Raw genomic sequence first — 24173 nt, forward strand, 5'->3', positions numbered from 1 at the left:
TTCTAGATTGTGGATAATCTCCATTTCTAATCGTTGATTTGAAATGGGAGTTGTTCATATTTTTCTAAAAATTCATCAAAAAAAAAAATGAACGCCTATAAAAGGCGTTCTCAAATATACTTCCGATGAATATTCTTCCCATCATAGCTAAACAACACAGACTTATTCTCAATATTCGTCTCTAAATGAACGCCTCTACCCCACAACTGATGAATATAAGGCATAACCTTCTCAACATACTTCACATCAAGTTCCATATGTTCATAGGAATGCTTCAAATAAAGCTCTCCATTTTTTAAATAATCGCCCTCTTGAACAACAATATAAGGGAATCCTCCATTTACCCGACTAACTACAAGTTGATCCCTAACATTTTCCCATGCTTTATCAGTGACTTTATATTCTTTACCTTGTCGCTGGAATAAGTACATATCTTCTCTCATTACGAGTTCTTTAGTTAAGTAGTTTCGTATAAATGAACTATCAGATTCTAGCTCACGTACTTCAAACATTTTTTCTCGACCGCTGCCAGGTTTAACACCTAATTCTTTCATTTCTTTTGTTGGATTGTTATATCGCTCTTCAATATCTTCAAACATTCTTAGTCCTAAATAATACGGGTTAATGCTTGTTTTCGATGGCTGAACTACGCCTGCGTTTAGTTTTGCGTATTCAATTGCTTCGTTTGAGTCGAGATTTAGTTCTCGCATAATTCTTATATGCCAAAAACTTGCCCAGCCTTCATTCATAATCTTCGTTTCAAGCTGCGGCCAGAAATAAAGCATTTCTTCTCGTAACATAGTTAGGATGTCACGTTGCCATTCTTCTAGTTCTCTAGAATATTCTTCGATAAATAATAAGATATCTTTTTCGGGTTGTGGTGGGAATTGTTTACGTTTAATTGGGATCAAGTTTGAATCATTTTTCTTTTCTTTACTTTGATCCATATTCCATAAATCATCATATGGTGTAACTCTTTTTTTCTCTTTTATTGGGAAGTCACTTTCTAAATCATAAGCCAGTTTTGGTCGCATTAATGATGGATCAATATGCTCTTGAATTGAGAGTACTGCATCTAGGAAATTTTCTACTTCTTGTTTTCCGTATATATGTTCATAGTGTTTAATTCTTTCAGCAGTAGCTGCCATACTTTCAACCATATCTCTCTTCGTGTTTGAGAAACGAATGTTATTTTTAAAGAAGTCACAATGAGCTAAAACGTGTGCAACGATTAATTTATTTTGAACGAGAGAGTTTGTATCTAATAAAAATGCATAACAAGGATCAGAGTTAATTACCAATTCATAAATTTTGCTTAACCCTAAATCGTAATGAAGCTTCATTTTATAAAACTGTTTTCCAAAGCTCCAGTGGGAGAATCTTGTAGGCATACCGTAAGCGCCAAATGTATATATGATATCTGCTGGACAGATTTCATAGCGCATTGGGTAAAAGTCTAGCCCAAATCCTCTCGCAATCTCTGTAATTTCGTCAATAGCATATTCCAACGCTCTATAATCACTCGCCTTCATCACACTCTCCTCCTGTCTCTTCTTATATTATTCTATGAACTGAAAATTGAATTAATGTAAAAATAGTCATATCTCTACTATATTCATATGACTAATTCAATTATTTAAAAAATCATAAACACAAAAAAACGTATGAAAAAAATTCAAATTCATACGGTAGTTAATTTTATTTGTACAATTCAATTGATATAACTTCTTTTTTAAATTCCATTATTTTTTATCTCTTAATACTAATTGTTATTAAGACCTGTATTTTGCGTTTTAGGAAACCACAATTATTCCAGTATTTCTATCAACCATTGAATTAATATTATTATTCCTGTTTCTTATGGAAGTATACTTAAGTGTAGGAAAAGATTTTTTTATCGTTTATAAACTAAATTAGGGACGCAATTAAACTTTGATTAGACTAATTTTATCCCATTTTGAATGAAGTTATTTCTTTCATAATTTGATCAAAATCAATAAAATATTCTTTTTATACGACTTATCTCACTACTCTTCCTGTTTTCCCTACTGTTACTGTACCTAATCATCCTTTTTTTACCTAACCTCTACCGTAACCTTTTGTTAAATTCTCTCATGGCTAATTAATTTTTTTCGCCATAAACTATGTGTACCCTCTAAAAAGGAGGTTCACAATGCAAGTACAATCCGATTATGATTTAGCATTGTATTACACTTATTGTTGTCAATGGGATAAGCTTCTCGTGTTAATGGTAAATACGAAAGACGAACTTTTTTCAAAGCGTATCGAACATTTTCTACATGCCTTTAAATACGAGAGGGACTTAGCGATCATTGATGAAAAACTAAAAGGTATGTTCCAACATATTGAGCATGCCACTAGGGAAGAAAGCGCCGAAGAACAATCTTTTATCTCATCATTAGAGCTTTAACTAAAAATAAATGAAAAGAGCGACTAAATAGTCGCTCTTTTTTTAGACTAATACTTCAATTTTTTCCATAAATGCTTGTTGTAAACTATCCAATTTTTGGATGCTATCTTGACGAGATTGTCCAACAATTCCAAAGTAGAACTTGATTTTTGGTTCAGTTCCAGATGGGCGTAAGCATACCCAAGAACCGTCTTCAAGTTGATACTTTAATACATTTGATTTAGGTAGAAGGATTTGTTCTTTTTCTCCTGATTCTAAAGTCGTTTTCTCTTGAAGTTTATAGTCTTCAACAGTAACAACCTTTAAGCCATTAATATCCATTGGTGGATTTTGACGGTAATTTGTTAAAATCGATTGAATTTTTTCTGTACCTTCAATCCCTTTTAATGTTAATGATTTTAGTCCTTCTAAATAATAGCCATATTGCTCATATAGGCTATTTAGGCCTTCATATAAAGTCATACCTTTTGTTTTGTAATAAGTAGCTATTTCTGCAGCAAGTACTGTTGCTTGGATTGCGTCTTTATCACGAACAAATGGTTTAATTAAATAGCCATAGCTTTCTTCATAACCAAATAAGAATGAGTATTCGTTCGTTTGCTCATATTCTTTAATTTTTTCACCAATAAACTTAAATCCAGTAAGTGTATCGATTGTTTTAACACCGAATTTTGATGCGATTACTTGACCAAATTCAGATGTAACGATTGTTTTAAGTAATAGTGCATTAGAAGGTACATCTTGTTGGCTTAATAAATAATGAAGCATTAATGCTCCTGTTTGGTTTCCAGTTAAGACTACATATTCGCCTTTTTCATTTTTTGTAGCGATTCCTAATCGGTCAGCATCAGGGTCAGTTGCAATTAATACATCTGCATCAATCTCTTTACCGTAACGAATTGCATATTCAAACGCTGCGTGTTCTTCAGGGTTCGGTGATTTTACAGTTGTAAAATTCGGATCTGCTTTTGCTTGTTCCTCAACAATTGTTACATTTTCAAAGCCAACTGCTTTTAATGACATCGTTGCAGGTAGTAATGCTGTGCCATGTAATGGAGTAAAGACAATTTTTAAATCCTTACCATGTTCTTGAACTAATTCATTGTTAACAACAACAGTTTTTAGTTGCTCTACATATAATTTGTCCATTTCTTCATCTAATCTATGTATTAAGCCTTTTTCAACTAATTCTTTTTCTGAAGATACTTCAATTTCTAACTCATTTTCAAATGAATTAACGTATTCAATTACTTGGTCAGCAGCAGCTGGAGGTAATTGACCACCGTCATCACCATAAACTTTAAACCCGTTATATTCAGGTGGATTATGACTAGCCGTAATGACAATTCCACCGAAGCAGTTTAACTCACGTACTGCAAATGATAATTCTGGTGTAGGACGTAATTCATTGAATACATACGCCTTAATACCATGGGTCGCAAGTGTTTTAGCTGCTTCCATTGCAAACTCAGGACTTTTATGACGAGAATCGAAAGCAATTGCAACTCCACGGTTTTTTGCTTCTTCTCCAAAGCTTTCAATATATTTTGCAAAACCAGCAGATGCTTTACGAATTGTATAAATGTTCATACGATTCGTTCCAGGTCCGATTTCCCCGCGCATTCCACCAGTTCCAAATTCTAAATTTTGATAAAAACTTTCCTTAAGTATAAGCTGATTATTCTCAAGTTTAATTAATTGTTCTTTTAGTTCTTGATCTAATGTCGGTGATTGAATCCATTTTTCATAAGTTGTTTCCCAATTCATATTTGTTCTCCTCCTATACTTAATCAGAGTTTTATTCGATAAAAGTCTTCCTAACTCCTTCTATCTTGATAAAAGTTTACAATATTCTCTCTAAAAATTCTACATTGCTACTACTTTAAATCTGCATGAGATTTAAAAGTATGTAGAAAATAAAAAAAAGGAGGGTGAGTTCATGCCAGAAATTAGATGTAGTGTTGCAAATTGTAATTTTTGGGGGCAGGGAAACTTTTGCCAAGCAGACTCAATTCTTGTTCAAACCGAAGCATACGAATACTCAAATGACTTTGATTTAACGATTCAAAATGCAGTCTTAGATGGTGAGATAACTACTTCTGCTGTACATAGTGGTGAAACTTGCTGTCACACGTTTCGACCTAAATATTAATAAAATGGTGCCATTTACATTTTTTGTATCTGGCACCATTTTATTAGTTTATCCGTTCACAATTACTCCACCATTAACATGAATCATTTGTCCTGTAATATAGGAAGCTTCATTGCTGGCTAAATAAAGATATGCTGGTGCGAGCTCTACTGGTTGTCCAGCTCGTTTCATTGGAGTTGTGCTACCGAACTTGGCTACTTCTTGTTCGTCAAAACTTGCTGGAATCAATGGTGTCCAAATCGGCCCGGGAGCTACACCATTAACACGAATTCCCTTTTGAGCAAGATTTGTAGAAAGTGAGCGAGTAAATGTGACAATCGCTCCTTTCGTTGCAGAGTAATCCAATAATTGATCATGTCCTTTATAAGCAGTTATTGACGCAGTATTTATAATAGAGTCCCCTTGCTTCAGATGTGGAAGGCAAGCTTTTGATAAAAAGAACATTGAAAAAATATTCGTTTCAAATGTTCGTCTTAATTGCTCTTCCGTAATGTCTTCCAAATTTTTTTGTGGATATTGAACAGCAGCATTGTTTACTAAAATGTTAATTTTTCCGAAGGTTTGAATCGCATTTTGAACGATTTGTTTACAAACTTCCTCTGTTCTAATGTCACATCTCATTATTTCACAATTTCCACCTAAATCATTTATGTATTTCTTTGTGTCTTGCGCATCGACATCTTCATCTAAATATGGAATAAAGACCGATGCCCCTTCTTTCGCAAATAGTATCGCAACTGCTCTACCTATCCCACTATCTCCTCCAGTAATAATGGCTACTTTATTCTTTAATTTTCCACTTGGAGTGTAATTCGGATCATCCGATATAGGTATTGGTGTCATTTCCTTTTCAATACCTGGTTGCTTATTTTGATGTTGTGGAATAAATTTAGTCGGAAACTGTTTTTGACTCATTTACTACATCCTCCTTTAAAATAATTCAGATTTAGCATACCCAAATCATACTTTTAGGAATACTAAACATGATTGAATTTGTTAAAAGCTGTAAAATTCACAAAAACTATTGCACTTTTACAATAAAACGAATAATATTAATAACTGTTGAGTATATCATTCGTATTTTTTAACAAGGAGAACTATTATGTTTAAATTAAAAGAAGCTAACACTTCAGTTAAAACAGAAGTTATTGCTGGTTTTACCACTTTTTTAACAATGGCTTATATAATAATTGTTAATCCTATAATTTTATCTGCTGCTGGCGTTCCATTTGACCAAGCATTTACTGCAACAATCATTGCAACTTTAGTCGGAACATTATTTATGGCATTGTTCGGAAACTACCCAATTGCAATTGCTCCCGGAATGGGAATGAATGCATATTTTGCTTATTCAGTTGTTTCAAAAGCACATGGTATTTCATATCAATTGGCTTTCTCAGCTGTATTTGTTACAGGTATTTTATTCGTGATTCTATCTTTAACTAAATTTAGAACTCATTTAATAGAAGCAATTCCAAATACATTAAAACATGCAATTAGTGTTGGAATTGGATTATTTATCGCTTTTATAGGTTTACGTCTTTCAGGTATAATCGTTGCTAACAAAGATAATCTTGTAGGCTTAGGTGATCTTCATTCGCCTGGAGTAGTTCTTACTTTAATCGGAATTGCCATTACAGTGATCTTATTTGCCTTAAATGTAAACGGAGCATTATTCTTCGGAATGGTTTCAACAGCAATCATCGCAGGATTAGCCGGTAAATTACACATTAAAGGAAGTATTTTCTCTTTACCTAAATTACCTGAGCATATTATTGTTGCTAATCCAATAACTGCATTTTCAGATGTCATTCATTATGGGCTCTATTCAGTTGTCTTTTCATTCTTATTAGTTACAATTTTTGATACGACAGGTACATTCTTAGGTGTAGCTTCACAAGCTGGTTTATTAGATAAGAAAGATGAAAAACGTACTGGGCGTGCGATGCTTTCTGATTCATTTGGTACAACAATTGGGGCTATGTTTGGTACTTCACCTACAACAGCTTATATCGAATCTACTGCAGGTGTTGCAGCTGGAGGTAGAACAGGTTTAACGGCACTTGTTGTTGCATTACTTTTCGTTTTTGCAGCATTCTTTAGCCCACTTGTTAATTCAATTTCTGATGTAGCGGCAATTACATCACCATCATTAATCGTAGTAGGTTGCTTAATGATGGGTAGTGTTCGTCATATTGAGTGGGATAACTTTGAAGAAGCATTCCCTGCATTTCTAGTTATTATCACAATGCCACTTACATCAAGTATTGCTACAGGTATTGCTCTTGGGTTTATTACCTATCCATTATTAAAAGTCGTTAAAGGGAAAGCAAAAAATGTTAAACCAGTTATTTATATATTTGGTATTTTATTCTTAATCCAATTGGTTTTTTTCCCACATTAATAATAAATATTTTAAGGCACATGATCTTTAAAAAGATTAATGTGCTTTTTTATTTTTTATTTAGGTACTAGCCTTTCCTTGATAGGACATCTCTGCATACTTTGTTTATGTAGATTATTCAAGGAGGTGTTCTACGATGTGGAACAACCAAGATCAAGTCAATATGAACTCAAGTAGATGTAGACGTAATGACTGTGATTGTGACGATTGCAGAAGAAGACGCTGTGATTTTGATGATTGTGATAGAGATCGTTGCGATTGCCGTCGCCATGATTGTCACTGCAATTGCAGATGCTGTTGCCTTAGAAGAAGAAGTAACTGTGGCTGTATGAATCCGTGTTTAGGTGTCGATATGGTAATGTTTGAAATGATGATGAAAAACATGATGAACAATAATAACAAAAATAATAATAATGATAAGGATTAATCTATTTTCTCCCTCCCCCATAAAAAAAACCTGAATTTATCAGGTTAATCAAACTGATGCAAACGCTCGCTTTCTTAGTTGTTTCGCTTTTATAATACGCTTCGTACTTTAAAAGACAAGCGTTTTCAATCAGTCTAAATAGTTTAATTAATTTTTAACATATTAAAACGACCTGACTAACAGGTCGTTTTTTCATACGATATAAAACCTAAAATTTGTTCACGAAGTCGCTTAGCATCTTCATAACCTTCTTTATAAAGCTCTAATAAACGCCCTTTATTCCGTTCAATTCGTCCAACCTTTAACTTTTGTACAGGACGAATGACTAATATATTTCCAGCTTTTTCTTGCTCTTCTATATATTCTAACTGCTTATTATAAACTTCATATCTCTTTAGTACGGCCTGAACAAGTCCTGGATAATCTTTATACTTTCTTTGCAAATACCAAGTTCCTTTTGAAGGCTTTTTACGATAACCAGCATTTCTAGTTAAAACAACTATATTTTTAAGATTGCCATCCGCTTCAGATTTACCGATCGGAATCGGATCTGCAATGCCACCATCCATCAAGAAATGATCATTAAACTTAATGATTGGAGCCATTAATGGCAAAGAGCTTGATGCCCTAATTATATTTAACATATCTGTTGATTCGACAATTTGATTTTTCTCAAAATAGACAGGTTCACCTGTAACACAATCAGTCGTACCAACTACAAATTTTTGCTCCGCATTATAAAAAGAATCAAAATCAAATGGATCTAACTCATTAGGAATAATATCAAATAATAAGTCCATGCCAAAAAGTTGCTTATTACGAATTAAATTTTTAAAAGAAATATAATCTGGATGCTGTAAAAATTCCGTATTTACTCGTTTATTACGACCATGTTGTTTTGATAGATAAGAACTACCCATACAAGCACCCGCAGAAACACCTATCACATAAGGAATTTCTATATTTTGTTCAAGAAAATAATCAAGAACACCGGCAGTATAAATCCCCCTCATTCCTCCACCTTCAAGAACTAAGCCCATTCCATTCATTTTCACAGCCCCCCTTTATTCAATTAGTTTAGGACAATCTATTTAAATATTTTATTATATGAGGTGACGAAAGGGAAGAAATTAGAGTTGATTGCGAGACAAGGTGTGCAAATCTTAGTTAGCTTGACTTAACCTTTAAGGTGATATTAAATTCCTTGAAGCTGCAATTTGAAATCGCGAATCACAATTAAATTACTACATTTTTACTTCTCAAACAAAGAAAACAGACCTCATAAAGGTCTGTTCTCTATACTTCCTTCTTACTTCTTCTTTGTTTTTCCCGGTTCGAACATTTCTTTAACACCTTTAACATTTTTCAAAGAAGTAGTATGATATGTTCCTTTTGCCCAATCTTCCATTTGATCACTATACCATTTGCTTCCGAGGTTTCCGGATTGTCCTGGTCCAACTACGTTTACTGATTTACTTAAATCTGTAAAGTCTACAACAGTTCTCCATGACGCACCATGGTCTACGATTCCTTGGTCATCGTATCCTGCTGCTTTAACTGTAGTTGCGCTACCTCCTACTGGGATTGGATCTCTTGCATTAAAGAAATAGCTTAAGATTTTAATACTGGATAATGGGTGTTCGAAAGCAACTTTATGGTGATCACCCCAATTCCACTTAGCTGCATTTTCACCGTCAGTTTTGCTAATATTTTTAATTGTTGTTTTGAAGGTTTTTAATAAAAGTTTATCAATTCCGCCTTGTTCATCAACCCAGATTACTTTTTTCCCATTTAAGCTGTCACGTAGTAATTCATCGACTACGACTTTTCGGTCTCCAAATAAATCCATCATATCGTTTGAGATTTGTTGATCGAACAATGCTTTATTTATTTCAGTCATCCACATTTGGAAAATGAGAGGAGAAGCTTTATCTTTATCATCTATAAAATTCCATTTTTCAAGTTCCTTTAAAGCTGATTTTTCAACAGATGATAATTGATCTTTATTTTGTTTGATTGATTTAATGAACTTCGGTACATGTTCCTTCGCCTGTAAGTTCATTTCGTCCATTTGTAGCTTTTGCATATCTTTAACAGTCAGTTTGTCATTCTTTTTTAATACTTCCTGAATGCGTAATTGACGATAAGGCTGTGCCCATGAATTTGAAATATGGTATGGATATGAATCATCCACTACTTTATTATTTGCAGATGAAATAAATCTTTCTTTTGGATTTACGATTGTTGGTAGGTCATCGTATGGAATATATCCTTTCCAACCGTAATCACTAGTCCAACCTGGCACTGGCATTAGCCCATCACCTTTTTTACGGATTGGAATTTTTCCATTCGCTCGGTAGGCAATTGTTCCGTCATCCGATGCAAAAACGAAATTTTGAGCAGGAGCTTCAAATAAAGCTAATCCTTTTTTAAACGAATTCCAATCCTTTGCAACATCAAATTTTAAAACGGCTTCTAACTCCGTTGTTGGTTGTAGTGCTGTCCATTGTAAAGAGAATACAGTATCTTTTCCAGCATCGCTTGCAAATTCCGAAATCACTGGACCATGTCTCGTAATCATAACAGCTAAAACCTTATTCTTTTTACCTTTAATTTTGATCGTTTCATTTATAACCTGTGCCTTTTCCCATTGACCATCATATAAAAATTCGTCTGCACTATTTGGATTTCGTTTTTCAATATATAAATCTTGTACATCCGGACCTACGTTTGTTACTCCCCAGGCAATATGTTCATTATGACCAACGATGATTCCCGGCACCCCTGCAAAAATTACACCACTTACATTCATATCACCAGATTTTAATTGAGTTTCATACCAAATTGCTGGTGTCGCTAATCCTAAATGAGGATCATCTGCTAATAACGGTTTACCGGACTTAGTTTTAGATCCACTAACAACCCAATCATTACTTCCATTCCAAACAGGTGGAATAATTGCGCTTGCAAAGCTCTTTTCTACGTCTATTTTTGAAGTATTACTTGGAATAATATACGGATCTATATCATTATTAGCAGGGAATAGCTCCAAAGCCTTATCCTTTGGAAATTTATTCATAGCATAATAACGAAATGCTTGCTCATTCCAGTGACCGCCTAAATCAAATGCCATATATTTACCAATTACTAGTGAGTCAATTGCCGTCCATTTAGTTGGTTTATATTGTAAAATTTTAAATTCAACTGGTAGTTTATTTTCCTTCATTGCGTATTTTATGTACGCATTTACTCCTTCTGCATACCAATTTAAAACATTTTGTCCATTTTTATCGTATTTACTGTAAGAAGCTTCAGCAGCTCTTCTTAAACCAAGCGTTCGAAAATATGAGTCGCGCTCCACTGTAGCATCACCAATTATTTCACTTAATTGTCCGGACGCTTGTCTCCTGCTTAAATCCATTTGAAATAATCGATCTTGTGCAGTTACAAAGCCTTGCGCAACATACAAATCATGCAAACTCTTAGCACTAATATGAGGTACTCCTTTACCATCCCTAACTACCTCTACTTTATGGTTTAACGTACTGATTGTTAAATTTCCTTTAATGCTTGGTAATGATTTTTTGGTTAAGTACAAGCCGGTGCCTGCAACGATTAAGACGATTACGATTAAGATCGTAGATGTAACTTTAATCCACTTCGGAAAGCTCTTCCGATTTTTTGACATCTCAATAGGCGCACTCAATTTTCTCCCTCCTGATTAAACTGTATTTAAATCATATACTGTATATTAATTCTGCAAGTCTTATTGCATTCCTTCTTATGACGAATGGGGTATAATACTATTTATTAACATTAAAGGAGTGTATGGAAATGTCATTAAATTCTTGGTTCGAAAAAGGCATGACTTTTCAAGAATATGTAGAAGCAATGAATGTAAATAAAGAAGAACTTCTAAAAATCTATAATGAAGTTACGATTCCTGAAAGTACACAAGCAAAACTTGAACAATTAAAGAATCGTCATTGGAAAGTTGTTACTTTAACTGCAGATTGGTGTGGAGATGCATTACTTAATGTACCAGTTATTCAGAAAATGATGGAAAAAGCAAATATAGATACTAGATTCCTAATTCGAGATGAAAACCTAGAATTAATGGACAAATATTTAACGAATGGTAAATCTCGATCTATTCCAATTTTTGTTTTTATGGATGAAAAAGGGAATGAAGTAAAAGTATGGGGTCCACGTTCTGCGGAGATTGAAGAAATTATAGTTGAAATGAAAAAAGAGCTTCCAGATAAAGAAGATCCAAATTTCCAAGAAAAACAAACTGCTGTTTTTAAAGCGATTCGAACAAACTTCGTTGAAGACAAAAAATACTGGAATTCGGTTATTAATAGCGTAGAAGAGAAATTATTCTCATAAGAAAAAGTACGGGTTATTTAGTTGATGAATTTTTCAATTAAATAGCCTTTTTATTTATGGGCTTAATAAAAAATTATATCGTAAAATTCTAATAGATTTTCAAAATAAAAATAACTAACTAATCCACCCATTGCAATGAATGGACCAAAAGGAATCGGATTTCGATGCTTTAATTTTCCGGACAATATTACAACTAACCCGTAAATACTGCCTGAAAAACATGCAAGCATAAATGCAATGAAGGTTAGTTTCCAACCTAAAATGATTCCTAACACACTAAATAACTTTATGTCTCCCCCTCCCATACCACCTTTACTAATCAGATTAATTAGAAGCAAAACCACGAATGCTCCTAACCCTCCTACTATACTACTCCACCATGGATCCAATGGACATAAGATTCGCTCAAAACTAAAAATAAATAAAAAGAATAGTAGAATCCGATTAGGGATAATCATATAGTTCACATCCGAAACAACAATAATGATTAATAAAGATATTATCGAAAGAGCGATCATTAACTCTTTATGAAAACCAGTTTCATAGATGGAAAAAACAAATAATATACCTGTTAATATTTCAATTAATAGATATTGTTTGGAAATTAGCATCCCGCAACTTCGACATTTTCCTCTTTGGAGTAAAAAAGAAAATACCGGTATTAATTCTATGGAACTCAATTTATGTCCACAATTTGAACACGAGGAACCCGGTGAAATAATTGATTTCCCGATAGGTACTCTTAACCCAACTACATTAAAAAAAGAACCAAATACTAGGCCTAGTACAAAAAAAATAAAGTAGACTACTGCTATGATTACCAACCCCTATATAGTCATTCAACTAGTTTAGTTAAAGGTCATTATATCATTGGAACATAATCTACTTATTTATTAAAAAAGAATACTTTATGAAAAGATAAAGAAAACTTGCCGATTGACGGAGACAGAGGCGTAGTTGCACTTATACTTTATTCTTAAAATTGGTAATTGCGTCGAATACTCCTCCTCTCTGCTAATCTATAATTTCTTAAAGTACAAAAAAAAGCAATCTACCATTCTTAAGAAAAGTAAATTGCAGTTATTATTATTATTATTATTATGTTTATTTAATTACACTACCTGAGCCAGCGAATTTCGGTTTCCAATATGAATTAGAAAGACTTACAACAGCTACTCCCTTACTTGAAGTCGCTGAAATAAAATTATTATTTCCCATGAAAATTCCTACGTGGCTAATACCTTTTTTGTATGTATTTTTGAAGAAAACTAAATCACCAGGTACAGGCTTTTTAACAATTGAGCTAACAGTATACATTGACGAAGCAGTTCGAGGTAATGTAGTACCTACTTTTTTGTATACATACCCTACATAACCTGAGCAGTCAAAACCTTTAGTACTTGTACCACCAAAACGATATGGTACTCCAGTATATTGTTTAGCGATTTTTGTTACCTGATTTTTCTTTGAGTATGGGTTATATGTAGATGCTGCTTGTGATTTAGTCGTAAAAAATACCATGCTCAGTAAGCATACGAAAGCTATAAGGACTTGCTTTTTCATCTCTTTCTCCCCCTTCATTGATTAATGTTAGTCTAACAAAATACAATTTTGAAAGCCATTACAGGAGTGTTACAAATTGTCGAAGTGTTTGTAATACTATAAAACATTGTAGATTTTTGCCAAAAATATGCAGCAAAAAATGACTATCATTCGACAGTCTTTTTTAAGGGGATTGAGAAATACGAACACTAATTGCCCCTAATCCATCAAGTTGTGAGCCCTTTATATAGTACTGCACTTACTTGATTTAACGGTGAAATCTAGGTCGGATCATTCTTTAACAATTAATGAAAAGATTTCATTTGTTTTTACTGGATTATGTTTAATTTTTGTTGTTACAAAGTCTAATTTAATGTTATTTTCTCTATTTTTTTGATTATTTTATTTTATTACCCTGTGTTTCGTAGCCCTATTTGCGGTTTTCATAGTTTATATTTCAGTTTCGGCTTTTTTATTTGCACTACCACAAATCCCCACCATGGAAAGCAATCATCCTGTACAAAATGAAAACAGACTGTCATGTGACAGTCTGTTCAGTAAATACCCTATAAAAAATTAAATTAAGCGATAAACTCTAGCTTCAAAAGGTTTAAATTCCATATTTTCAACTAATTGGTGATCTGTTAATTCAATGTTCGTTAAGCTTAATTGTGCATTCTTTTTCGTAAGTTCTTTCGGTAAAGTAAATGTTTGTTTCTCTGATGATAAATTAGTAATGACTAAGAATGTTTCTTTTTCACCCTTTCGAGTGTATGCATAAACAGGTTCATTTTTAACGTCTAGGTATTCATACGGTGCATAAACTAGTGCCTTATTTTCTTTACGTAATGTAATCATCTTTTTATAGAATGATAAAATAGAGTCTGCATCTTTTTCTTGGATTTCAACATTTATTTCATTAAAGTTTTCATTCGTTTTAAGCCAAGGTTTACCCGTTGTAAATCCAGCATTCTTTGTACTGTTCCATTGCATAGGTGTGCGAGAATTATCTCGGCCTGTTTTCCATAAAATGTCTAGAACATCTTGTTCAGTTGAACCATTTTCAATCATTGTATTATACATATTTTTTGCACTTACATCATTATAATCGTTGATTGATGTGTAATGAACATTTGTCATTCCAATTTCTTGCCCTTGGTAAATGAATGGCGTTCCTTGCATAAAGAAATACATTACTCCAATAGCTTTTGCTGAAATTTTCCAAAATGCTTCTTCATCGTTACCTAATGTACTGACCGCTCTAGGTATATCATGGTTCTCTATAAATAGTGCATTCCATCCATATCCTTCTAATCCAGTTTGCCATTTAGTAAGTACTTCTTTTAAATCAGCGATCGAAGTTTCAGATTCATCGGTTTTCTTCCAAAGATCTAAACTTTCGAATTGGAAAATCATATTGAACTTACCTTCTTTTTCTCCAACCCATAGGTGTGCATCTTTCGTTGTTACACCATTTGCTTCTCCGACTGTCATGATGTCATATTTATCAAATGTTTCACGTTTTAGTTCATCCAAATATTTGTGAATTCCTTTTTGATTCATGTGCATATCAAAGCTTGCCACATATTTTTCTTTCTTTGGATTTGGCATATCTGGAAAACCTGGTCTCTTTCTTATATGACTAATCGCGTCTACTCGGAAACCGTCGATACCTTTATCTAACCACCAATTAATCATGTCATAGACTTTTTGTCTTACTTCTTTGTTCTCCCAATTTAAATCAGGCTGCTTTTTTGAGAATAAGTGTAAGAAATATTCATCTGATGCTTCATCATATTCCCATGCAGATCCACCGAAAATACTTTCCCAGTTATTTGGCTCATGGCCTGATTTTTTTCCTTCTCTCCAAATATAGTAGTCTCTATAAGGATTATCTTTAGATTTTTTAGATTCTAAAAACCAAGGATGCTCATCACTTGTATGATTGACTACTAAATCTAAAATTAACTTCATTCCTCTTTCGTGAACATTCTCTAATAACTCATCAAAATCAGCCATTGTGCCAAACTCATCCATAATGTCCTGATAATCTGAGATATCGTAACCATTATCATCATTTGGTGATTTGTAAAATGGACAAATCCAAATTACATCTATACCGAGTTCTTTTAAATAATCTAATTTCGAAATTACACCTCTTAAATCACCAATTCCATCACCATTTGAATCCATAAAGCTACGTGGATAAATTTGGTAGGCAACCGCTTCCTTCCACCAACTTTGATTTGTCATAATCTCTCTCCTCCAAATGCATAAAAGCGTTTTCATTATCGACTATATTAGAAGCCTTCAAAAAAATTAAGTACAATTTCATTGCAACCGTTTGCACATTATTATCTTAACATTCAACTAACTATAGTTCAATAACTGAAATTAAGAGCCAGGTTGCACTTTATTAGAACTTTCTATACTAACTGCCTTATTTAAAAACCGCTTTTTATAAAAAGCAAAAAAAAAGCAACTTAGGATATCCCTTAAGCCGCTTATAGTTCTAATTTTTTTACATCCTTTACCTTTGCTGAAGGATGAATTTGAACATCTTCTGTATATTCAACAAGGTCAATTACGCATTTTGGTCCAATTGTTACAGCATCGCCTCGTACTACACTCGCTGTTGTATAATCAATCTTTACAGCACTTCCCTCAATTACATCTGATTTGAAGTTCAATCGATTGTTAAATAGTTTAGTAAAAACACGTGAAAAAATATTATTGTCATCGAATCGACTAATTTCAATTGTTTCTCCACCAATTTCAGGTATATAACTAAATCCATTATGAGGTAAATAGCCGAATCCCCCATGGGTAATTTTTACGTTTTCAGCATTTAATAAACCATTCATTGATAAGTGACCTTTTGCTGTAAATACTTCACATTCAGATCCTTTTTCTGTAGAAAGCGATCCTTTTACAGTAATTACTTCAGCCTTTACAATTCCTGTTGTTTTCATTGAGCCTGAAACATTAATACTTTGAACATTTAAATCGCCCTTTGTTTTAAAGCTACCGCTAACATTCACATCTCCACCAGAAACTTTTCCATCAATCGAAGCTGAACCACTGACACTCATTTTTTTTGCATCAACATCACTTAGACATTTAGCGCTCCCACTGCAATTAAAATAATCAGTTTCGACTTTTCCATTGAATTTTGCTGAGCCACTTACTTTCACTTCATGACAAAAAATATCACCAAGTATTCGTCCGCTTCCACTAATTCTAACGTCATCATATTTGCCAGTACCAATTGTTCCTGAACCGTTAATAATTGCATTCTGCTTTGATTGCACGCTCACAATAATCTCTCCTCCATAATTTATTTAATTGATTTATTTAAATAGCTCGAGAGAGTAACATTGATTAAGATCGAATCCTTTTGATCAACAAACGTTTCATGTTGATTTCCTATAATCCATGTACCCATGCCAAATTTTCGAATATAAATGACAGTCGCTTCATCCATGTTAATTTGGTTTTTATGCGTTTCCACCAAATTTAAAAATTGCTTTATTTCTTCTATTGTTACACTCCCATTTGAAAGCCACTCGTTTACAAAAAGTAACGAACATAGTTGAACCGTACCTAAATGCTCTAATTTAGTATTTGGAAAAAGTGATTGATATATTTGTACGACTTGTTTAGGGACTTGCTCCAAAGATAAAGTAGCATTCCCACGATCAGAAACGATTTCTTCATTGATTGAAAACACTCTAGCAATATCATCTAATGATTGATCATCCTTCAACTCTTTTATTTTTTCAATCCGATCCAAAATTCTCTGTTTTGGAAAAAACGTTTCCTGCCCAGTAAAGCTTGATTTTTTCATAAACCACTCTTCAGGAATGATGTTTTTCCTTTTCCATCTATAAAGCTGTCCGTACGATATGCCTGTAAGTTGTAGTAAATCTTTTTTGGAAATTAATTCTTCACTCATATGACATTCCTCCTGACACGAGTATAACAAAACAATGTTTCATTGTAAAGTATTCCCTCGTAACACTTTCGACACAACATTTATCCAATTTCACAACAATATTGTGCGTAACAATGTTTTAATTATAGTCATTTTCGAAAAAAAAATACCCTAAATCCATTAATTAATGAATTTTGAGTAGCAATCTCGTTCTAAATCTATCTAGTTAGAATGCGCCTTTTCTTATATCCTAAATTAAATCCACATCTTCTTTCTCAAGAACTACACTTACTTGATATTCCTTCAAGTTAATGGTTCTCTCGCTCGTAAATTTGACCCCTTCGTTTTGGAGGAAACGCTTTTGTCTTAAAAATCCTTCTTCATCTTGGATTCCTATTTCACCTTTAGCATTTATAACTCTATGCCATGGCAATTGGTATTTTTGGCCCATCGAGTGTAAGATTCTTACAACCTGTCTAGCCCCTCTTGGACTTCCTGCCAATTTTGCAACTTGACCATATGTCATTACTTTTCCTGGTGGTATATTTTTAATAATTTCAATCGCTCTATTTGTAAAAGATTCCATTTTTTCCCCTTCTAAATTCACATTTTGGGCTATTTTATATTAATTTTACCACAAAATTTATTATGCCTATTTATTAATAAAATAGTGTCCGTTTCTACTATTAAAGAATAGTCTAGTTAGTAGATTTAAAAATATTAGGGAGGATGATAGTGAGTTGAATGCTAATTTTTTAATAGCTTTACGAGAAGGCCTTGAGGTTTCCTTAGTAATCGGTTTTTTATTCATCACTTTAATACAGAGTAAAAAAGAGCATTTAATCAAGTCAGTAATTTACGGTACATTACTTGGAGTAGTAGTTAGTATCTTTGCCGGATTTTTCTTATTTACTACATTCGGTGAACTAGATGGAAATGTTGAACATACTATTGAAGGTGTAATCCAATTAATTGCAGCATTGCTAATCTTCTACTTTATTTACTGGTTAAGTGATCAAAGTAGCATTAATATTTCAGATAAGCTAAAATCTGAAGTTAAAATTAAGGATAGTAGTATTTCATTATTTTTAATGGCAAGCGTGTTTGTGATCCGCGAAGGCTTAGAGCTTGTTCTGTTTGTTTTATCAAATGCACAAACAATCGCCTTTGTTGGTATGATCTCGATCTTACTAGGAATTATTGCAGCTATCTTAATTGCATATTTATTTATCAAAACTACAATTAATTTAAATATTAAAGTAATTTTCACTTTACTAGGTATTCTATTAATTTTCTTTGGCGGTAAAGTATTCTCTGAAGGTCTTTTCTCCTTTATCGATGCTACCCCACTAGTTGAACAAATCGTCTATTATGGATTTGTCGTCATTTCACTATTTATTTTATTTAAAAACAACATACTATCTTTTTTCAAAAAATAAGATAGCTTTGTCTAATGCGCCTGTCTAAAATACTTCAATTATAGAAGAAAACCTGTTTGCTCTGGGTTTTCTTCTTTATTCTAGTTACACTTTTGCACTAAACATCACTTTTCTGTATAGTTTTTCACATTCATACTATAATATTTTTATAAGATAAAGAAAGGTCGGATACAATGAAAATTACAATTTCCGAAGATGCATTAAAATGGTTTCAAGATGAGATGAATGTAAAAGAAGGAGATACAATTCGTTTTTTCGCGCGATACGGTGGAAATAGTACAATACATAAAGGCTATTCTTTAGGTGTTACTAAAGAACAACCTGTAGACATCGGAGAATCCATTACGATTGATAACGTAGTCTATTTTATAAACGAAACAGATTTATGGTATTTTAAAGATTATAATTTAAGTGTAATTGTAAATGAAAATAATGAATTACATTTTGATTATGAACCTAAATAATAAAAAGGAGCTTAGGTAGCGTTTGTGCCTAAGCTATTTTTTTATTTTTGGTGCTGAAGTAGACTGTAGATTTTTTAATTCAACTACCATAAAAAAACCTTCCCTATAGTAGACTATCTAACCAACTGGATAGGTAGTCTACTATAAGGGGATAATATCAGTATTAAAATTTGAGAAATTTGTTTTTTTATATAGATATGACCCAATGTTATTTAAACCTATAACTTTGTATTAAAAGAAATTTTGATATTTCATCGCAAAATAATAAACAAGAGTTAAAAGAGCTAAAATCGAAAAATTATAAAAGCTAAACCTTATAAGGTACATTTTACTTTTTTGTGGATCTCTCTTAATAAAAAGTTTAAATGAAATTACACTTGCGAGTGAAGCAACAATCGTACCAAGACCACCTAAATTCACACCTACTAATAAAGGCTGCCAATTCACGGAGAATTTTGATAAAAAGATTGCAGCTGGTACATTGCTTATCAGTTGGCTTAAAATTATGGAACTGAAAAAGATTGATGTGGGACTTTTGAGATTTTCACTGGCAAATGTGTGTACTACCTTTAATTCCGATATGTTTCCTATAAATATAAAAAAACAGATAAAAGTAATAAGCAATAAATAATCAATTTTCTTCAATAATTTTATATCAAGTATACATGCGGTTGAAAGTGCAATGATGAACGCAAGTTTGTAGCTTATAACCCCTAGTATGGATACAGTTATGATGCCAAATAGTATTCCCCATAATGTTGCCTTTTTTTTATTCTTAATAGGAATATATGGAAGATCCATTTCCAATGTTTTACTATGCAATCTTTGATTAAGAAAGAATAAGAGAACAATTCCTAGAACCACTAATAGAAGAATTGTTGTAAAAAATTGTATAGGCCTTATTCCGTAGTAAGTAAAAATGAAAAGATTTTGAGGATTTCCCATTGGAGTTAGGCTGCTTCCGATGTTAGCTGCAATTGTCTCTAGTATAATAGTATCTAACATAGAAGTTTGTATAATCTTACTAATTATAAGTGTTAATGGTACAAATGTTATTAATGCAACATCATTCGTTACAAGCATGGAACTAAAAAAGCATAATAAAATTAGGATTGCTGAAACACTTTTACTATTATGACATTTACTCAGTATAGCAATGGCGAATTTATCCAATAACTTAAGTTCTTCCAGAGCCTTAACTACGAGCATAAGATTAAATAAACTGACTAATACTTTAAAATTTATATATTCTAGTTTTGGTGGATGGAATAAACAGCTTACGATTGCTAACAAGAGTGATATGGTAAGTACAATGTCTTTTTTTAAAATTCCAAATTTCAATTTCACTTTTTTTTCGTTTTCCACATAAATATATTCTTTCATCAATCCCCCTCCAGTACTATCAATTCTACTACACACACCCGTTTCTTGCATTTGAATCCTCATTCCACTTAAAAAATACCATCTTTTCCATTAAATTACAGAAAAATTGGCGTTTTTTGATAAGTAGGTAATGATTTGTTTTTGACTTGATATGCATGTGGCGATACCCCTTAGATCACAAGTCGCAAATACGACTTTTTTAATCGAACAATTAGGTTTGGTAATTCAATTAGCAGGTAATAGAATTTATATTAGAAGAAAATATTTAAGATATCATTGGGAACAAATTGTAAATAATTAGGTAAAAGTTGAGTAATTTATGTCTTATTAGATAACCTCTTTTTTTTTTAAATATAAAAGAGTGCCCCACTATTTATGTGAGGCACTCTTCTTCAATTATTCTTCAGTCTTTTTCTTTTTGCTTACTAACTTATAAATAACTGGAATGATGATTAGTGTTAAGAATGTTGAAGTTGTTAAACCACCAATTACAGTTACTGCTAATCCTTTCGAAATTAAGCCAGATGTTGAATTTGAAAGGGCCATTGGTACTAATGCAAGAATTGTCGCTAATGCTGTCATTAGGATTGGACGTAATCTTGTCTTTGAAGCCTCAATTAATGCGTCAGTTACATCTAATCCATTTTTACGGTTATGTTCGACACGGTCTAATAATACAACCGCATTCGTTACTACTATACCGATCAACATTAATAGTCCGATCATTGCACTCATTGATAGTGTTTGCTTACCAATAAATAGCGCTAAGAAGGCTCCGACTGGTACGAAGATTAAAGATGTTAAAATAACAAACGGTGTTCTTAAACCACCAAATGTCATGCTCATGATTAAGAATACTAATCCAACAGCAACTACCATTGCTATTCCCAAACTGCTAAATCCATCTGAAATCATATCTAAACCGCCGCCAATTTTCATATCGACGCTTTTTGGTAAATCAATTTTATTTAAATGATTAGTTACATCTTTTGTAATTGCTGCAGTATCTTTACCTTTTACTTCTGCACTTACTGATGCAAACATTTTTCCATCATCATGGTTGATTGAAACTGGTGCATCCTTTTGAGAAATAGTTACATAGTCTTTAATTTCTTTCGGACCTGTTGCAGTCATAAATTTAATTTTTTCAATATCTTCTTTTGAAGTTGCTTTAGTTTTATAACCTACAGTAAGCTTATTTGTTTCGCCGTTTAAATCGTAATCACCGATTTCAACGTCGTTAATTTTTTCATTAATGGCTCCCATAACTTGGAACATTGAAATATTTTCATCACGTGCTTTATCGTTTAATGTAATTTCTAATTTAGGTTGTACATCTTTTAAATTATTAGAAACATTTTTCAGACGATCATCACTATTTAATTCTTTTTCAATTTTAGATGCTGCATCTTTTAAATCATTAAAGTTTGCAGAATATAAATTTACATCAATATTGTTGCCTGTTGGAGGACCATTTTGAGAAAGTTCTTTTGCTGTAATTGTTGTACCTTTTACTTTCGCATCAACAATTGAAGGAACTTCTTTATTGATTTTTGAAAGTTCTTTATCCATGTTCTTTCCATCTTTTAGATTGATTTGGAAGATTGCTTTATTTTTGCCACCATCCATATTCATCATAAAATCGCGTTTACCACCAACAGTAGCTTGTACACTGTCAATTAGGTCTGAATCTGCGAAGTATTTTTCTAATTCTTTAGCAACTAAATTTGATTGGTCCACAGTACTATTTGATGGAAGAGTTGCTGTCACTTGAAGTGTTTTATTTACACTACCTGGTAAGAATGAGAATCCTAATAAAGGAATCATCGATAATGAGCCAGCTAATAAAACGATTGATAATAAGATAACAATCCATTTACGTTTTAATGCCGAACGAAGTAACTTTTCGTAACCTCTCATAAAACGAGTATCATTACTGTGTTCTTTTAATGGTTTTGATAAGAATTTTGCTCCTAATGTTGGAATTAAAATGATCGCAACAATTAGAGAAGTTAAAATCGAAACTACTACTGAAATAGCAAATGGTCTAAAGAATTCTCCAATAATACCACTTACAAATGCTAAAGGTAAAAATACTACTACAGTTGCAAATGTAGATGATGCAATGGCACCAATTACTTCTTTGGTTGCATATAATGCCATCTCTTTTTTCTTATATTGATTACCTTTTTGTTGTCTCCACCTGTATATATTTTCAATTACAACGATACTATCATCAACAATACGTCCGATCGCAACAACTAGTCCACCTAAAGTCATAATGTTCAATGTGTAACCTAATGAATTTAAAACTGATATTGTTGCAAAGATTGAAATTGGTAATGATAAAATTGAAATTATTGTCGCTCTAATGTTTCTTAAGAATAACAGAATAACGACTACTGTAAATAACGCACCTAATAGACCTTCTTTAATTAAAGAACTAACGGATTTCTCGATTTCTTTACCGTTATCCATAATGACATGCGTTTCTACATTATTGTCTTTCTTAAATGATTTAATTTCTTTTTTAACTGATGTTGCTACATCCGCTGTATTTGAATCTTGTGTTTGAGAAACCGATAAAATATAACTTTCTTTACCGTTATATCTAGAAATTTGGTCTTGAACCGAAACTACTTTTACATCTGCAATGTCAGCAACAGTAACATTTTTTGGCGTTACTGTTTGTGCTTGTCCCGCACCTCTACCTAGTTGTGCTCCTTGAGTCATCGTACCCATTTGTGTACTTTGAGCAGCTGCACTAGATAAAACTGTTTTTTTGATTTGATCGACTGAGTTTAACATACCTTTCATTCGAACAGAAACTGTTTTTCCATTATTCTCAACAGATCCTAATGGCACTGCATAATCTAGACCTTGAATTGCCGTTTTAATTGTATCTAAAGATATCCCTTTTTCTTCTGCTTTTTTATTATCTACAACAATTTGAATTTCTTCATCTTTTGTTCCTTGAAGACTTACATCACTAACACCAGTGATTTTTTTAATTTGAGGAAGTAAATCTTTTTCAATTGATTGTTGTAAGTCTTTTACTTGACCGTTATTTGCAATTGCAACTTGATAAATAGGAGCAGAATCCATCGCAATACGTTGAACTGTCGCTTCTGCTTTATCAGGTAACTTTGTTTTATTGATTACATTATCAACGTCTTTTTCAATTTTATCCATATCCGATCCAAAAGGATAAATTAAAAAGATTGAAGCCATATTTTCACTTGAAGTACTTGTTAACTGATCATAGTTTTCAAGCTTCATTAAACCTGATTCGATTGGTTTTGTGACTTCAGCTTCTATATCCTCAGATGATGCACCAGGGTATACTACCTGTACTGCAACTGCTGGAAATGAAACATCAGGAAATGTTTCAATTTGTATTTTTTGGGCAGAATAAATTCCCCCAATTAAAACAAGAACACTTAATATAATAACTGATATTGTGTTCTTCAAACTTAATTTCGTTAAGCCTGCAAACATAATGTATCTATTTCCCCTTTCGATTGGTTACAATTCTAATACGTGACTAGTTTAACAAATCAATATGAACAGAATATGAACAATTAAGAACATAATTTGAACTATTTAAT

The 24173-nt window shown here is 32.6% G+C and carries 19 protein-coding genes; 6 read left to right on the plus strand and 13 right to left on the minus strand.

Annotated elements, in window-relative coordinates; translation table 11 throughout:
- Nucleotides 1-110 precede the first annotated feature (110 nt).
- Nucleotides 111-1532 (minus strand): SpoVR family protein, encoded by a 1422-nt coding sequence (locus tag ABEY15_RS05840; RefSeq protein WP_429889052.1) that lies wholly within the window; start codon nt 1530-1532, stop codon nt 111-113.
- A gap of 641 nt (nt 1533-2173) precedes the next feature.
- On the opposite strand from ABEY15_RS05840, the gene ABEY15_RS05845 reads away from it, so the two are divergent.
- Nucleotides 2174-2431, plus strand: a complete 258-nt coding sequence (locus tag ABEY15_RS05845; protein WP_069032872.1) for a YhdB family protein — start codon at nt 2174-2176, stop codon at nt 2429-2431.
- Nucleotides 2432-2473: 42 nt separating this feature from the next.
- On the opposite strand, the gene ABEY15_RS05850 is transcribed toward ABEY15_RS05845, so the two are convergent.
- The gene (locus ABEY15_RS05850; protein ID WP_429889054.1) at nt 2474-4198 is read right to left on the minus strand and encodes a phospho-sugar mutase; all 1725 of its coding nucleotides are present in this window, start codon (nt 4196-4198) and stop codon (nt 2474-2476) included.
- Nucleotides 4199-4370: 172 nt separating this feature from the next.
- Here ABEY15_RS05850 and ABEY15_RS05855 point away from each other — a divergent pair, with 172 nt between their 5' ends.
- Nucleotides 4371-4583 (plus strand): DUF1540 domain-containing protein, encoded by a 213-nt coding sequence (locus ABEY15_RS05855; RefSeq protein WP_056471273.1) that lies wholly within the window; start codon nt 4371-4373, stop codon nt 4581-4583.
- A 48-nt stretch (nt 4584-4631) separates the two neighbouring features.
- Here ABEY15_RS05855 and ABEY15_RS05860 read toward each other — a convergent pair whose 3' ends face one another.
- Nucleotides 4632-5498, minus strand: coding sequence for an SDR family oxidoreductase (locus tag ABEY15_RS05860; RefSeq protein WP_429889056.1), 867 nt, complete (start codon nt 5496-5498; stop codon nt 4632-4634).
- A gap of 187 nt (nt 5499-5685) precedes the next feature.
- Here ABEY15_RS05860 and ABEY15_RS05865 point away from each other — a divergent pair, with 187 nt between their 5' ends.
- Entirely contained in the window at nt 5686-6987 is a 1302-nt protein-coding gene (locus ABEY15_RS05865) for an NCS2 family permease (RefSeq protein WP_429889057.1), read from the plus strand.
- 603 nt (nt 6988-7590) lie between these two features.
- Here ABEY15_RS05865 and ABEY15_RS05870 read toward each other — a convergent pair.
- Nucleotides 7591-8463: a patatin-like phospholipase family protein gene (locus ABEY15_RS05870; RefSeq protein ID WP_429889059.1), complete on the minus strand. Its 873-nt coding sequence runs from the start codon at nt 8461-8463 to the stop codon at nt 7591-7593.
- A 260-nt stretch (nt 8464-8723) separates the two neighbouring features.
- The gene (locus tag ABEY15_RS05875; protein ID WP_429889256.1) at nt 8724-11102 is read right to left on the minus strand and encodes a penicillin acylase family protein; all 2379 of its coding nucleotides are present in this window, start codon (nt 11100-11102) and stop codon (nt 8724-8726) included.
- Nucleotides 11103-11248: 146 nt separating this feature from the next.
- Between ABEY15_RS05875 and ABEY15_RS05880 the strand changes: the two genes are divergently transcribed.
- On the plus strand, nt 11249-11803 hold the full coding sequence (locus tag ABEY15_RS05880; protein ID WP_429889061.1) for a thioredoxin family protein: 555 nt from the start codon (nt 11249-11251) through the stop codon (nt 11801-11803).
- 62 nt (nt 11804-11865) lie between these two features.
- Here ABEY15_RS05880 and ABEY15_RS05885 read toward each other — a convergent pair whose 3' ends face one another.
- The 6 genes from ABEY15_RS05885 to ABEY15_RS05910 form a co-directional block, all read right to left on the minus strand.
- A complete protein-coding gene (locus ABEY15_RS05885) occupies nt 11866-12627 on the minus strand; it encodes a prepilin peptidase (protein ID WP_429889063.1) in 762 nt (253 codons plus the stop codon).
- Between the two features lie 280 nt (nt 12628-12907).
- Nucleotides 12908-13366 carry a C40 family peptidase gene (locus ABEY15_RS05890; protein WP_098231151.1) on the minus strand — a complete coding sequence of 153 codons (459 nt, stop codon included), beginning with the start codon at nt 13364-13366 and terminating at the stop codon, nt 12908-12910.
- 555 nt (nt 13367-13921) lie between these two features.
- Nucleotides 13922-15598 carry a glycoside hydrolase family 13 protein gene (locus tag ABEY15_RS05895; RefSeq protein WP_429889064.1) on the minus strand — a complete coding sequence of 559 codons (1677 nt, stop codon included), beginning with the start codon at nt 15596-15598 and terminating at the stop codon, nt 13922-13924.
- 251 nt (nt 15599-15849) lie between these two features.
- Nucleotides 15850-16662, minus strand: a complete 813-nt coding sequence (locus tag ABEY15_RS05900) for a polymer-forming cytoskeletal protein (RefSeq protein ID WP_069032861.1) — start codon at nt 16660-16662, stop codon at nt 15850-15852.
- Between the two features lie 20 nt (nt 16663-16682).
- The gene (locus tag ABEY15_RS05905) at nt 16683-17300 is read right to left on the minus strand and encodes a DUF4004 family protein (RefSeq protein WP_429889066.1); all 618 of its coding nucleotides are present in this window, start codon (nt 17298-17300) and stop codon (nt 16683-16685) included.
- A gap of 229 nt (nt 17301-17529) precedes the next feature.
- Nucleotides 17530-17865: an MGMT family protein gene (locus ABEY15_RS05910; protein WP_429889067.1), complete on the minus strand. Its 336-nt coding sequence runs from the start codon at nt 17863-17865 to the stop codon at nt 17530-17532.
- 154 nt (nt 17866-18019) lie between these two features.
- On the opposite strand from ABEY15_RS05910, the gene ABEY15_RS05915 reads away from it, so the two are divergent.
- On the plus strand, nt 18020-18718 hold the full coding sequence (locus ABEY15_RS05915; protein ID WP_429889068.1) for an FTR1 family protein: 699 nt from the start codon (nt 18020-18022) through the stop codon (nt 18716-18718).
- Between the two features lie 173 nt (nt 18719-18891).
- On the plus strand, nt 18892-19182 hold the full coding sequence (locus ABEY15_RS05920; protein WP_429889070.1) for a HesB/YadR/YfhF family protein: 291 nt from the start codon (nt 18892-18894) through the stop codon (nt 19180-19182).
- A 231-nt stretch (nt 19183-19413) separates the two neighbouring features.
- Here ABEY15_RS05920 and ABEY15_RS05925 read toward each other — a convergent pair whose 3' ends face one another.
- Nucleotides 19414-20565, minus strand: a complete 1152-nt coding sequence (locus tag ABEY15_RS05925; RefSeq protein ID WP_429889258.1) for an SLC13 family permease — start codon at nt 20563-20565, stop codon at nt 19414-19416.
- A 396-nt stretch (nt 20566-20961) separates the two neighbouring features.
- Nucleotides 20962-24063: an efflux RND transporter permease subunit gene (locus ABEY15_RS05930; protein ID WP_429889071.1), complete on the minus strand. Its 3102-nt coding sequence runs from the start codon at nt 24061-24063 to the stop codon at nt 20962-20964.
- Nucleotides 24064-24173 lie beyond the last annotated feature (110 nt).

The organism is Gottfriedia acidiceleris (genome assembly GCF_050457485.1).
Classification (GTDB): Bacteria; Bacillota; Bacilli; order Bacillales; family Bacillaceae_G; genus Gottfriedia; species Gottfriedia acidiceleris_D.

What these genes read in the sequence shown, in the direction of transcription:
- ABEY15_RS05840 (WP_429889052.1), bottom strand. Translation starts at nt 1,532, where the DNA reads ATGAAGGCGAGTGATTATAGAGCGTTGGAATATGCTATTGACGAAATT.
- ABEY15_RS05845 (WP_069032872.1), top strand. Translation starts at nt 2,174, where the DNA reads ATGCAAGTACAATCCGATTATGATTTAGCATTGTATTACACTTATTGT.
- ABEY15_RS05850 (WP_429889054.1), bottom strand. Translation starts at nt 4,198, where the DNA reads ATGAATTGGGAAACAACTTATGAAAAATGGATTCAATCACCGACATTA.
- ABEY15_RS05855 (WP_056471273.1), top strand. Translation starts at nt 4,371, where the DNA reads ATGCCAGAAATTAGATGTAGTGTTGCAAATTGTAATTTTTGGGGGCAG.
- ABEY15_RS05860 (WP_429889056.1), bottom strand. Translation starts at nt 5,498, where the DNA reads ATGAGTCAAAAACAGTTTCCGACTAAATTTATTCCACAACATCAAAAT.
- ABEY15_RS05865 (WP_429889057.1), top strand. Translation starts at nt 5,686, where the DNA reads ATGTTTAAATTAAAAGAAGCTAACACTTCAGTTAAAACAGAAGTTATT.
- ABEY15_RS05870 (WP_429889059.1), bottom strand. Translation starts at nt 8,463, where the DNA reads ATGAATGGAATGGGCTTAGTTCTTGAAGGTGGAGGAATGAGGGGGATT.
- ABEY15_RS05875 (WP_429889256.1), bottom strand. Translation starts at nt 11,102, where the DNA reads ATGTCAAAAAATCGGAAGAGCTTTCCGAAGTGGATTAAAGTTACATCT.
- ABEY15_RS05880 (WP_429889061.1), top strand. Translation starts at nt 11,249, where the DNA reads ATGTCATTAAATTCTTGGTTCGAAAAAGGCATGACTTTTCAAGAATAT.
- ABEY15_RS05890 (WP_098231151.1), bottom strand. Translation starts at nt 13,366, where the DNA reads ATGAAAAAGCAAGTCCTTATAGCTTTCGTATGCTTACTGAGCATGGTA.
- ABEY15_RS05895 (WP_429889064.1), bottom strand. Translation starts at nt 15,598, where the DNA reads ATGACAAATCAAAGTTGGTGGAAGGAAGCGGTTGCCTACCAAATTTAT.
- ABEY15_RS05905 (WP_429889066.1), bottom strand. Translation starts at nt 17,300, where the DNA reads ATGAGTGAAGAATTAATTTCCAAAAAAGATTTACTACAACTTACAGGC.
- ABEY15_RS05910 (WP_429889067.1), bottom strand. Translation starts at nt 17,865, where the DNA reads ATGGAATCTTTTACAAATAGAGCGATTGAAATTATTAAAAATATACCA.
- ABEY15_RS05920 (WP_429889070.1), top strand. Translation starts at nt 18,892, where the DNA reads ATGAAAATTACAATTTCCGAAGATGCATTAAAATGGTTTCAAGATGAG.
- ABEY15_RS05925 (WP_429889258.1), bottom strand. Translation starts at nt 20,565, where the DNA reads ATGAAAGAATATATTTATGTGGAAAACGAAAAAAAAGTGAAATTGAAA.
- ABEY15_RS05930 (WP_429889071.1), bottom strand. Translation starts at nt 24,063, where the DNA reads ATGTTTGCAGGCTTAACGAAATTAAGTTTGAAGAACACAATATCAGTT.